The 12,614-nt window shown below is 48.3% G+C and carries 12 protein-coding genes and 1 pseudogene; all 13 read left to right on the forward strand.

The genetic code is table 11. The annotated features are described in order from the left end of the window. Window positions 1-47 precede the first annotated feature (47 nt). The 13 genes and pseudogenes from A3CY_RS0111585 to kdsB all read left to right on the forward strand — a co-directional run bounded on the left by A3CY_RS0111585 (window position 48) and on the right by kdsB (window position 12,609). Entirely contained in the window at window positions 48-1,394 is a 1,347-nt protein-coding gene (locus tag A3CY_RS0111585; RefSeq protein ID WP_018338088.1) for a hypothetical protein, read from the forward strand. A gap of 19 nt (window positions 1,395-1,413) precedes the next feature. Continuing rightward, window positions 1,414-2,499, forward strand: a complete 1,086-nt coding sequence (locus tag A3CY_RS0111590) for a TlpA disulfide reductase family protein (RefSeq protein ID WP_018338089.1) — start codon at window positions 1,414-1,416, stop codon at window positions 2,497-2,499. Window positions 2,500-2,521: 22 nt separating this feature from the next. Then, window positions 2,522-2,800 (forward strand): hypothetical protein, encoded by a 279-nt coding sequence (locus A3CY_RS0111595; protein ID WP_018338090.1) that lies wholly within the window; start codon window positions 2,522-2,524, stop codon window positions 2,798-2,800. Between the two features lie 246 nt (window positions 2,801-3,046). Beyond that, window positions 3,047-4,135: a TlpA disulfide reductase family protein gene (locus A3CY_RS0111605; RefSeq protein ID WP_018338092.1), complete on the forward strand. Its 1,089-nt coding sequence runs from the start codon at window positions 3,047-3,049 to the stop codon at window positions 4,133-4,135. A gap of 120 nt (window positions 4,136-4,255) precedes the next feature. Then, complete coding sequence (locus A3CY_RS22090) at window positions 4,256-4,663, forward strand: LytR/AlgR family response regulator transcription factor (protein WP_018338093.1); 408 nt, start codon at window positions 4,256-4,258, stop codon at window positions 4,661-4,663. 304 nt (window positions 4,664-4,967) lie between these two features. Further along, window positions 4,968-6,552, forward strand: a pseudogene (locus A3CY_RS20910) (AAA family ATPase). A 79-nt stretch (window positions 6,553-6,631) separates the two neighbouring features. After that, window positions 6,632-7,144 (forward strand): YceD family protein, encoded by a 513-nt coding sequence (locus A3CY_RS0111620; RefSeq protein WP_040371570.1) that lies wholly within the window; start codon window positions 6,632-6,634, stop codon window positions 7,142-7,144. A 16-nt stretch (window positions 7,145-7,160) separates the two neighbouring features. Further along, window positions 7,161-7,346, forward strand: a complete 186-nt coding sequence (gene rpmF, locus A3CY_RS22530; RefSeq protein ID WP_027201828.1) for a 50S ribosomal protein L32 — start codon at window positions 7,161-7,163, stop codon at window positions 7,344-7,346. A gap of 110 nt (window positions 7,347-7,456) precedes the next feature. Next, entirely contained in the window at window positions 7,457-8,452 is a 996-nt protein-coding gene (locus A3CY_RS0111625) for a beta-ketoacyl-ACP synthase III (RefSeq protein ID WP_018338095.1), read from the forward strand. 149 nt (window positions 8,453-8,601) lie between these two features. Beyond that, complete coding sequence (locus tag A3CY_RS0111630) at window positions 8,602-8,949, forward strand: bactofilin family protein (RefSeq protein ID WP_155828285.1); 348 nt, start codon at window positions 8,602-8,604, stop codon at window positions 8,947-8,949. Window positions 8,950-8,964: 15 nt separating this feature from the next. Further along, a complete protein-coding gene (locus A3CY_RS0111635) occupies window positions 8,965-9,312 on the forward strand; it encodes a bactofilin family protein (protein ID WP_018338097.1) in 348 nt (115 codons plus the stop codon). 14 nt (window positions 9,313-9,326) lie between these two features. After that, window positions 9,327-11,846, forward strand: coding sequence for a M1 family metallopeptidase (locus tag A3CY_RS0111640; RefSeq protein WP_169503630.1), 2,520 nt, complete (start codon window positions 9,327-9,329; stop codon window positions 11,844-11,846). Window positions 11,847-11,859: 13 nt separating this feature from the next. Continuing rightward, on the forward strand, window positions 11,860-12,609 hold the full coding sequence (gene kdsB / locus A3CY_RS0111645; protein WP_018338099.1) for a 3-deoxy-manno-octulosonate cytidylyltransferase: 750 nt from the start codon (window positions 11,860-11,862) through the stop codon (window positions 12,607-12,609). The last annotated feature ends 5 nt before the right edge of the window (window positions 12,610-12,614 follow it).

A 12,614-nucleotide genomic window follows, 5' to 3' on the forward strand; every position in this document is an offset into this window, starting at 1 on the left:
GAGGAATCCGTGAAAAAGAAATGATACAGTAACTACTAATATAAACTATGAAAAACAAGATATTTATCGTGGTGACTCTCGTTCTTTGTAGCCTTAGTACTTTGGTACACGCAACGGGACAGATCGGGGAGAAAATCATTATCGGGCGAGATACGCTTTGGATGTTGAGTTGTCCTCTCAAGGCGGATACAACTCTTTCGAGAAAGGTGAGTGAGCGGCTTGACCCGGAAGTCATGTGTACGGCTCTTTGGCGAGGGTATATCGGGACATGGCGGTTGGAAAATGGAATCTTGTATTTGGAAGAAATCAAGATGTTAAGCGGGACTCGGATAAGTTTGGATGGAATTTTTGATGATTACCGGGAGAACGGGCGAATTGTTGCCCGTTGGTTTAGCGGGAAAATTCGTGTGGTAAGGGGAGAGCAAGTATCTTACGAGCACATAGGTTTCGCCCAGCATTATGAGCATGAAACGATCTATACGTTGCGTGATGGCATGATAATGAAGAAAAAGGAAATACACAACAGCCTGAGGAAAAGCGAGAATATGGAAAGCAATTATACGTTGGATCTGCTTTTTAACGGAAAGGGAATGAAGTGGGAAGGTGATTCCTCTTTAGCGATAGAAGTTGTTCCTGAACCTGACGGGACAACGGGGCAAGTGAAGGTACGTTCATGGTATTCTTATCTTAAACCGAATCAAGATTCAGCCTGCTGGTGGAAAAGTCTTGCCCTGAAAAAGAAGCGATACAAGAGAAATCATCCATACGTGCGGGAAGTTAAGAAGTGTCTTGATCTGATGAATGACTGGCAAGTTCTCATGCTCAATGGGAAGATTCAACCCGTACGGCTTGGTTTGAAGTGGGGACGGGATCAATCGAAGCCCCATCGAATTTGGTCGTACCATTGGTTAGAACAAGCAGATTCACTGGAAATAGAGAATGAAGTGTGTGCGTTAATCACCCATCCATTGCAACAGGATCCGGATATGATGACACGTTTGCGTCCTCATTTGAAAGGAGCGTTCACCACGCGGAATCCCCGGGGATATGTTGCCCGGTGGAAAATTACAGACGGGTATTTGTGGTTGCTTGAAATCCGGCATGCGCGCACGGGAGAGCGAATACCTTTATCCACGCTTGTACCTGGTAATAACGGGGAGCCGGTGAAAGCTTTCTGGTACTCGGGTACGTTCGAGGCGGGTGCGGGTGGTCCGGTAAGCGGTGGGTATTATTGTGATGATAAGGAACATCGGGAATTTGTTTTCAAGGTAGAATGTGGGCGAGTTGTCCGTCAGGTTGTTTATGATAATTACGTGCAGCTTGGCGATTTTTGGAACGTTGAAGTAAAGGATGAAATGAAGCAAGATTTGCTGGAAGAAGGAAAAGGAATATAAAATAGCTAAAATAATAATTATGATGAAGATTGTATTTTCTTTATGGTTCGTGTTGTGTGTTACGCTCGCGGGATTCGCACAACAGAGTTTCAAAATCACGGGTCGCCTGGGTGGAACCCTCGGGGGTGATCTCGTGTTGGCGGCGAGTGGTCCGGGAGGGTTGGTTAAGCTGGACGAGGCGGTGATGGTGGACGGGGAGTTCGAGTTCTCGGGCTCCGTGGAAGGGGTTATCCCGGCGTATATCCTTGCCGGGGAACAGCAACAACCGGTAGCCACGATCATGCTGGAAAACTTGGAATACGTGCTTGTCGCCGGGAACGATGGAATTGAGGTGCAGGGAGGGGGAGAGGCACAGGAAATTTGGAGCCGGTTCGATGCGGTCAACAAACGGGTACTCCGGGAGAAAATGAAAATAGAGCAGGAAGCCCGGGACGCCTATGCCCGGCAGGACCAGATGAAGTTGCAGGCTTTGCAGCAGCAGTTCGGGAAAGTGGCGGCGGAGGCGGAAGCCCGGCAACAGGAACTCTTCCGGACGTACAAGGATTCCTTTGTTGCCGCCTACGCGATAGCTTCCGGCATGGGGCAGATGGATTACACCTCGTTGAAGGCTCTTTATGACGCGCTCGGGGAACCGGCGAAGAACTCGCCGTACGGGCAGATGATCGACCGGCAATTAGCCGTGTTCAAGCAAGTGGAACCGGGTTCCGTGGCTCCCGATTTTTCCGGCACCACGGCGGAAGGCACCGCGGTTTCCCTGCACGGCATCAAGGCGAAAGTGAAACTCGTTGATTTTTGGGCGTCGTGGTGCGGTCCCTGCCGGCAGGAAATGCCCAACGTGTGCAAGATTTACAAGAAATACCATGCCGCCGGGTTGGAAATCCTTGGCGTGTCGCTCGACACGAAACCGCAAGACTGGGTGAAAGCCATGCAGGAGGAGAAAATGACCTGGCTCAACATCGTGGACCAGAGCAAGGAAATCTCCGCCCGCTATCTCGTGCGGGGCATCCCCCACACGATCCTCCTCGACGAGAATAACCGCATCATCGCCAAAAACCTCCGGGGCAAGGCACTGGAAAAGAAAATTGCAGAGTTGCTGGGGAAATAGGATCAATAAAATTTGAAAGTTTATGCGATATATGTATTTAATTGGGGGGATAATAGTAGTGTTAATTGGAGCGTGTACTCCTATGAAGCATGGATTTACACGGCAGGAATACAATACGTTGATTCAAGAACAGCTTGATGCTCGGGAATATTGGGTAGGAATGGAAGTGTATTCTCCTGATGGTGATAACCATAATTACCGATATTGGAATTTTCGTGTTGATGGTGATACTTTAGTATCGAGTATGTGGTTTGATGTTCCCGAATATGGTAAAATTCCGGCAACTTTTTATCATTCCTAAATTCAGCATTACAGGAAGATTTATGATTATCGGCGGATAAAATTGAAAAACGAAAATGAAGAGGTTACATTCACGGTTTGGGTGATGGATTATAAATTGAAAAAAGAGAAATCCTTGCTTTTTCGTTTAGTATTCAAAAAATGGGGAGTGGTTGATGTGTATGTTGACGGAAAACATTGTTCCGGAGAGTTAGAAGATAAGAGATTTAATAAATATCAGTGGTAATGTTATTGTTGCATTAAAATTATGAGAAAGATTTCATTAATAATCGGTTTAGCGTTGCTTTCCTCGGTTGCTTGTCATGCGCAGGAAGGCTATCAGATCAGTGGTAAGGTGAGCGGGATGGCGGACGGCACGCTCCTGCTAATCGCTAACGAGGGGGAGAAGCCCGACACGTTGGGCACGATCGGGGTTAAAAACGGGACGTTTGTTTTCACGGGCAAAGTGGAGCGCCCCGTGGCGGCTTACCTCTCCCCGGCTAACGGGGAGGGGATGATCCCCCTGATCCTGGAGAACGCCAATTTCATGATAAACGTCAGCAACGCCGGGGCGTTGATACAGGGTGGCAAGCAACAGGAATTGCTGTCCCGCTTCACCCGGATCAGCCAGTCGTTCATGGCGGAGCAAGCCAAGGTGGCGGCAGAGGCGCGACAGCCCGGGGCGGATGTAGCCGCCTTGCAAGCCCGGGTGGACCAGGCTTACGAGGCGTCGGTGAACGCCACGCTGGAGTTGATCAAGGCGCACCCCGACGAGTACGCCACGGTGCACGTGATCGCCCTTGGCATCGACAGTGAAACGGAAGAGGGCTTGCGCTCGAAGTATGAACTGCTGGGTGAGGCGGCACGTGCCACGGTTCCCGGCAAGCGGATCGCCGCCGCCCTCGAGCAGTACGGGAAACTCGCCGTCGGCGAGGTGGCCCCGAACTTCACGCTCGCCAAGCCGGATGGCAACACGTTTAGCCTGCACGACGTTCCCGCGAAATGGAAACTGGTGCATTTCTGGGCGGCACGGGTGGAAAGTTCCCGGCGGGACAACGCCGACCTGGTGAAGCTTTACCTGCAATACCGCCCGCGCGGTCTGGAGATCGTCAGCGTGGCGCTGGACGACAACCACGCCATGTGGAAGCAAGCCGTCGGGCTTGACGGTATGATCTGGACGAACGGCTCCGACCTCAAGGGCATGGATTCCGGGATCGCCCGCCTTTACCTAGTAAACGACCTTCCCGCCTATTTCCTGCTCGACGCCGAGAACCGCGTCGTTGCCCGGGGAATGGCACTTCCCGCCCTTCGCGATAAACTGGCGGAGTTGACGAGGAAGAGGAAGAAACAAGAATAGTTTTTTTATAATTGGTGCGTGCGTGGGAGGGAGTTCGCTTTATACATGCGGCTCCCTCCCTTTTTGTTTATAGTTTTCGCCCGTCGGTGAATATTTCATGAGGCATAACTTTAATTGTCTATGAAAACAGATTTATCGGGTGTGGACGCGCCTTTGAGGGAGTCACCTTTGGTGGCAGACGGCTTGTTTATTCGCCAGGACGAGTATTACAAGAAATATTTTTACGCCGACATCGTTTGGATTGAGGCGTCGGCTAATTATTGTGATTTCTTTTTTAAAGATAAATCCCGGATCACCGTGGCGTGCCGTTTGGGAGTCGTGGAGCGGCAATTGCCGGACGCGTATTTTGCCCGTGTACACCGTGGATTTATCCTGAACCTTCGTTATGTCGACACGTGGGCGGGGAATTCCTTGCGTGCCGTCGGGAAATGGTTCCCGATCGGTGATCATTACCGGAAAAACGTGTTGGCTTGTTTCAATATACTGGATACCTCCCGGGAGTACCCGAAAACGGGGCGTGAGGAGTAATCCTGTAATTTAATATTCACCGGTCTCGTGGATAAGTTTATCGGCGGGCTCCGGTGGAAGGCTTGGCAATTCGTGATTTACGATTTATGATTTTGGATTTATGATAGGGGGATTCCCGGTGAAGACGGGGAGTAGTCCCGGTGAAGACAGGGAACAAATTCCTTTCAAACTCGTTTTAAACTCGTTTCAAAGACCTTCAGGAAAGTTTTTGAAACGAGGGTGATAGGAAAGGGAAACGAGAGAGTGAGATTATTCGTTGTTTTTTCGTACATTTGTATTTCGTAACATAAAAAGGATTTGTATCATGAAATACCCGATAGGCATCCAGAGTTTTGACCGGATTATCGAAGACGGTTACGTTTACGTGGATAAAACCGAGATGATTTACTCCCTCGTGAAGGAAGGTTCAATCTATTTCTTGAGCCGTCCGCGCCGTTTCGGGAAGAGCCTCCTGGTATCGACGTTGAAGAACTATTTCTTGGGGCGGAAGGAGCTTTTCAAGGGGGTGGCGATCGACGGCCTGGAAAAAGACTGGTTGGAATACCCGGTGTTTCATATCGATTTTAACGGGAGCAATTTTCAAGAGGAGGGCACTCTGGAGAAGGTGATCGAGGGGCATATTTCCGCCTGGGAAAAGGTTTACGCCATTCTCCCGGATCAAAGCCAAGATCGGGGAATGCGTTTCATTCAAGTGCTGAAAAGAGGCTCATCTCCGGACGGGGCGGCGTGCCGTAGTTTTGATTGACGAGTACGACAAGCCAATCCTCGACGTTTTAGACACGGGGCTGGAAACCGTGGTGGGGGAAAACCGGATGTCGATGGAAGATCGAAACCGCAACGTGTTGAAGGGTTTTTACTCGGTGTTCAAGGCCGCGGACGAGCACTTGCAGTTTGTTTTCCTGACGGGCGTGACGAAGTTCTCTCAGGTGAGCGTGTTCAGTGGTTTCAACCAGCCGAAAGATATCAGCATGGATCCTCGTTACGAGGCACTTTGCGGGATTACCCAGGAAGAACTGGATAATTATTTCATGGGGTCTATAGCGGGCATGGCGGAGATTTACCGGCAGGACGCGGAGGGGATGCGGCAGATGTTGAAGCGGCAGTATGACGGTTATCATTTCGGGGCACGTTTGGTGGATGTTTACAACCCGTTCAGTTTGTTGAATGCCTTGGATTCGATGATGATTCAGGATTACTGGTTCCGTAGTGGCACGCCGTCTTATCTTATCCGTTTGTTGAACCACACGCGGGAGAATTTGGATGAATTGACCGGTCGTTATTACGAGGCCCCGGAATTCGTGGATTACAAGGCAGATGTTGAAAAGCCGTTACCGATGATCTACCAGAGTGGTTACTTGACGATCAAGGGGTATAACATGCGTCGCAACACGTTTTTGCTTGATTTCCCGAATAACGAGGTGAAAAATGGTTTTCTTGCCATGGTAGCCTCGGATTACTTGAAGCCGCGATCAAGTGTAAACAACTGGGTACAGGACACGGTTGATGCTTTGCAGGACGGGGACACGGAAGGTTTTCGTCGTTTGTTGACCTCGTTCTTGAGTAGTATTCCTTACACGATGCGCCGAAAGGAGAACGAGCGGGAAAAGGAGCGTTATTTTCATTACACTTTCTATCTGTTGATGCGCTTGGTGAGTGTTTACACGGAAAAGCAACAGAGCGAGGGGCGTGTGGATTGCGTGGAGGAAGCCGACAATCACGTTTACATTTTTGAGTTCAAGCTGGACGGAACAGCCGACGAGGCTTTGCGCCAGATCGAAGAGAAGGGTTATGCCTTGCCTTACCTGGAGGATCGCCGTCATCTGCATCGTGTTGGAGTTAGTTTTTCTTCAGACACGGGAACCGTGGACGACTGGAAGGTGATAGAGTAAGCGCGGAGAAAAAAAACTGACAGGATGTGGTACTATATATTATTTTTTTGTACATTTGCGCCGTTTTACTTCAAGAGTTGTGGACAGATTGAAAGAATATAAGATAGCCCACAGAGGCTTAGGAGAAGGCGTTCACTCTTTCGAGTTTGTCATGGATGACGATTTTTTCGATTGCTTTGAAGCGACAAAGGGAACGAAAGGGAAAGTAAACGCGAGAGTGGAGATCGTGAAATCATCCCTTCTGATGGAAGTTCGGATGAAGATCGATGGAGTAGTGAAGGCTATTTGCGATCGCTGCTTGGAAGAGATGGATTTACCGGTTAGCGGGGAACTTAACTTGTACGCGAAGTACGGGGAAAGGGAAGAGGGGAATGATGATGATTTTATAGTCTTGGCACAAGACGAGGATTATCTGGATTTGAGCGAGCCGCTGTACGAGATATACATGTTGAATTATCCGCTTCGAGTGGTTCACCCGGAGGGAGAATGCAACGAGGAGATGGAACGGGTCCTTGAGGACTTGACGATAGAAGAGAATGAGAAGATTGATCCCCGTTGGGATGAATTGAGGAAATTAATTAATAATAACTAAATAAAACTAGAGAGAAATGGCACATCCTAAACACCGAATCTCTAAACAGAGAAGGAATAAGAGAAGAACTCACGATAAGGCAACTGTTCCTGCAATAGCAAAGTGTTCAAATTGTGGTGCTGCAGTACAGTATCATACCGTATGCCCGGAATGCGGGTATTACAGGGGTAAATTAGCTATTGAGAAAGCAGTCGTTGCATAATATTGATGCAATGATGAATTGCTGTGAATAATACAGAGCCCCCTGTAATCCAGGGGGCTATGATTGTATACGGGTAGTTGACCTCAATTTAATTTGAAAAGATATTTTTTATGGAAAGGCCAAGAGCGGTAATCACGGGGGTAGGCGCATTTTATCCCGATTACATTTTAGACAACGAGGAATTGAGCCGGATGGTGGATACCACGGACGAGTGGATTATGACGCGGATCGGAATCAAGGAACGGCGTATATTACGGGATACGAATAAAGGTAGTGCTTACCTCGGAGCCAAGGCGGTGGAAGACCTGTTTCGCAAGACCGGGTTGAAACCGGAAGAAGTTGACCTCTTGATCTGCTGTACCGTGACAGCAGATATGCATTTCCCGGCGAACGGGAACGTTATTTCCGACATGGTGGGAATCAAGAATGCTTTTAGTTTTGATTTGAATGCCGGATGTTCCGGATTTTTATACGGGTTGACGACAGCCACGCAATACGTGGAAAGCGGGCGTTACAAGAAGGTCGTTGTCGTGGGAGCCGAGAAGATGTCGGCAATCACGGATTATACCGACCGGGCAACCTGCCCGATTTTCGGGGATGCTGCTGCCGCGATCCTCCTCGAGCCGACGCACGAGGACGTGGGTGTGATCGACCATATCCTTCGGTCTGACGGCATGGGACGGGTGCACTTGCATATGAAAGCGGGTGGTTCGTTGAAACCGCCTTCCATCGAAACCGTTACAGCAAGAGAGCATTATATTTACCAGGAAGGACAGCCCGTGTTCAAGCATGCCGTGTCGAACATGGCAGACGTGTCAGTCGAGATAATGAAACGGAATAACCTCACATCGGAAGATGTCGCTTGGTTGGTGCCACATCAGGCAAACCTGCGTATCATCAAGGCTACCGGCGAGAGAATGGGGTTGGATGCTTCTAAGGTGATGGTAAATATTCAAAAATACGGGAACACCACGTCGGCGACTATCCCATTATGCTTGTACGAGTGGGAAGACCAACTGAAGAAAGGGGATAATCTGATTCTCGCTGCCTTCGGTGCCGGGTTCACGTGGGGAGCCATTTACGTGAAGTGGGGTTATACTAAATAGTCCATAAGGTTTAAAAGTTCATGAAGTCCATGAGGTCGATTTTTTTTTGACTTTATGGACTTTATGATTTTGTGGGTCTCGTGAGCGAAAAAAAGATTTTCAATTTTCAATTTCTTGTTGTATATTTGGTCGTTTATTACTTAACTAAGATGGGAAAAAGTGTGAATCCGGACTGTCCGGGAAGTAAACAAACTGTAGTTTTGGAAGATTCCGTGGTCGGGGGAGATATAAACCTACCCGGGGATTTATGCTTGTTCGGTAAGATTTTAGGTAATATTACAGCCGGGGGACGGGTAGAGGTAAGGCAAGGTGCTCTCGTGACAGGGCACGTGCGTTGCCGAGAGTTATACGTCGAGGGGGTAGTGGAAGGAAACGTGGAAACTCGTTCTTTAATAATCGGGGAAAATGCCGCGTTGAAGGGGAAGGTGGAGACGGGGAAGCTGCGGGTGGAAGGGGAGATATACGAAATAAAATGGTTACGTCTGGTAAGAAAATAAAGTAAATGCAAGATCATGGGAAAAGAAGTACAACAACAAGTTGCGATTAACCTATTAAGTGAAGGGACTCAGATTACCGGAGATCTTCATGCGTCGAACGATATTCGGGTAGACGGTAGTATCAAGGGAAAGATAAACACGACGGGGAGGTTGATTATCGGGCAGATGGCAAAAGTAGAGGGAGAGGTGACTTCGCCGAGCGTGGATATCCTGGGTACGATGGAGGGAACGATCGTGTCGACGGGTTCCGTGTCGTTGAGAGCAAAAGCCGTGTTCACGGGAACGATCAAGGCGGCTTATATCGCTATCGAGTCGGGGGCTATTTTTAATGGTGAATGCCATATCGAACGAGATGTCAAATAGAAATAAATAACAACGTGGTGTGTCGTGTATCCATAGTCGTGTCTTTGCTGCTATCGCTGGTTGCTTGTAATAAGGTCCAGGATAAAGTAGAGAAGGGGGTTTCCCTCGAATTGGCGAAAGAACGTAAATCCAATATCGGAGGCGTATCCTATCGGCTATACTTTTCTATTCCCAGGGAAAAGAATGAGGCTATTATGGCAGAATCGGAGATATTCTTTGAATTATCGGAATTGGCTCCGGTAGTTCTGGATTTCAAGGAGGAAGAGGGCAAGGTGTTGTCCGTGACTTCCGGGGGTAAGAAAGTGCCTTACACGTTTAAGAATGAACACATCATTATTCAACCGGAGTATCTGAAAGAGGGGCGGAACGAGTTGTCGATCCAATTTATCGCGGGAGAGTCGTCACTAAACAGGAGCGAGGATATGATGTACACCTTGCTGGTGCCGGATCGTTGCCGGACGTTGATGCCTTGTTTTGACCAACCGGATATAAAAGCACGTTTTAAATTGACGCTTAAAATACCTGCCGGGTGGAAAGCGATCGGGAACGGGGAATCTATCCGGGTAGAATACTTCAATGATTACCAGCTTTGCGAGTTCGGGGAAACTAAACCCTTGAGCACGTATTTGTTCGCTTTTGCCGTGGGACGTTTCTCGTACACGGAGCGATTCGTGGGAAAGCGCTGGATCGGGATTTACCACCGGGAAACGGATACGGCAAAGATCAATGCCAGTATTCCCGAAATCGTGAGACAGGTGAGCCATTCGCTGGAATGGATGGAGCGTTACACGGGGATCGAATATCCTTTCGATAACTATAACGTGGTGGCGATTCCCGCTTTTCAATACGGGGGAATGGAACACCCGGGAGCCACGTTCTACAAGTCATCTTCTCTTTTCCTCGACCGGAATGCCGATTTGTCGGCTCAGGTGAAACGGAGCGAGTTGATCGCCCATGAAACCGCACATATGTGGTTCGGTGATTACGTCACGATGAAGTGGTTTAATGACGTGTGGCTCAAGGAAGTGTTTGCCGGGTTTATGGCAGATAAGATTATAGCGCAGTTATACCCTGAAGTAAACCATCGCTTGAATTTCTTTTTGAATCATTATGAACCCGCTTTGCGGACAGACCGTACGAAAGGGACTCACCCGATCATGCAGGAATTGAATAATTTGAAAGATGCGGGGACATTATACGGGGATATTATTTATCACAAGGCTCCTATCGTGATGCGTATGCTGGAAGAGGAAATTTCCGAATTCCAGTTGCAGATGGGATTGCGGAGATACTTACGGCGTTGGGCGTATTCCAATGCGGATTGGGATGATTTAATCAAGTTGTTGGGAAATTCTACCGGGAAGGATTTGCAGGCTTGGAATGAAATTTGGATCAAGGAGAGCGGTGCGCCCGTGATCGAATTCGGCAAGGAAGCCGTTTCCATGATAGACCCGAGCGGTAAGAAACGGGTTTGGCCTCAATCGGTATCCGTGTGTTGGATGACTTCTTTCGGCGAATTGCGTCGCCAACCGATATTCTTGAAAGATACATTAACCGGATTCCGGAATAACAGAGTGGTTTTGCCGGATTGTGACGTGCTGGGATACGGGTGTTTCCTGCCGACGGAATTTGGCATCCAATTTCTTGGTAAAGAGTTGAGCCAGATAGACCATGCGCTTTACCGGGCGGTTGCCTGGCAGTTGCTGTACGAGGGCGTGTTAAACAAGAAGGTGAAGGGCGAGTTTTTCCTGAAACTTTGCATGAAGCACTTGCCTCACGAAAAGAATAATCTGGTGGTAAATCGCACGCTGAGTTTCTTGAGGACGGTTTACACGACTTACCTGGACGAGGGAAGCCGTCAATTGTTGCAAGAGGAATTGGAACGTTTTTGCGTGAATATGCTCGACCACGATGCGGGAAATAAGAAATCTTATTTCAATACTTTATTGGCTATTTATTCTTCACCCAAGGTCGGTGAATTTATCAAAGACATACTGGGAGGGGAGAGGACGTTGCAAGACTTGACGATCAATGACAATGATAAATTGAATATCGCGTTTAACCTTGTTTTGCGGGATTCCAATATTTACGAGGTGATGAATATGTATATCATGAATTCCGTTAAGAATAAGGATTTGCAGAATCGTTTCGCTTACGTGTTACCCTCGGTATCCGGTAATAAGCAGGTCAGGGACAGCGTGTTCAATGCCTTGTTAAAAAACGAGAACCGAATAAACGAAGTGTGGGTGGAAGAATGTTTGCGTTGGTTGAACCATCCGCGGCGGAGAATGGACGCCGAGGAGTATATACCCCGGATGTTGGATAAATTGAAAGAGATTCAGGAAACGGGAGATATATTCTTCCCGTCGGCATGGTTGAACGCCGGGCTTTCCGGACATACCGGGAAGAATGCTTATTCCGCTGTTAACACTTTCTTGGAGAAACACCCGAATTATCCGCAGAATTTGAAATTAAAAATATTGTCCAATTCAGATCATTTACGACGTCTTCATTCAGAAGAGCGTGAACGTTAAATGTTTATAGATTATGACACTTCAAAAAAATTCATTGATATTAATTCCGGCTCGTTACGCTTCTACCCGTTTTCCGGGAAAACCGTTGGTGGAGATTGCCGGAAAGCCGATGATACAGCATGTTTATGAAAAAGCGGCAGTAGTTTCTGACTATGTTTACGTGGCGACGGATGATGTTCGGATTTATGATGCCGTTGAGTCATTCGGGGGACGTGCGGTGATGACTTCCACGGAGCATCGTAGCGGTACCGACCGTTGTTACGAGGCGTACGAGAAGGTGTGTAAGGTTTTGAATCGTGAATTCGAAGTCGTGGTCAACGTGCAGGGCGATGAGCCTTTTATTATCCCACAACAGATTGAGTCCTTAATCTCCTGCTTTGAAGAGCCGACAATACAAATCGCCACGTTGGCAAAGCCTTTCGAGAAGAACGATGATATTTTTGACCCGAACAAGGTGAAAGTCGTGTTTTCCGCGAGAAACACGGCGCTTTATTTTAGCCGCAATCCGATTCCTTATTGCCGGGGCGTGGAACGTGACGGATGGCTTGCCCGCACTCCTTACTACAAACACGTCGGGATGTATGCCTACCGCCCGCAGATATTGAAAGCGGTGACTTCTATCCCCCAAGGAATACTGGAACAGGCAGAGTCGTTGGAGCAATTGCGCTGGTTGGAGAACGGATACACGATAGCAATAAGTATCACGGATCACGAATCGATAGGGATTGATACTCCGGAAGATTTGGAGAAGATCATTATTTAGCGATG

It is taken from the genome of Butyricimonas synergistica DSM 23225 (assembly GCF_000379665.1).
GTDB lineage: Bacteria > Bacteroidota > Bacteroidia > Bacteroidales > Marinifilaceae > Butyricimonas > Butyricimonas synergistica.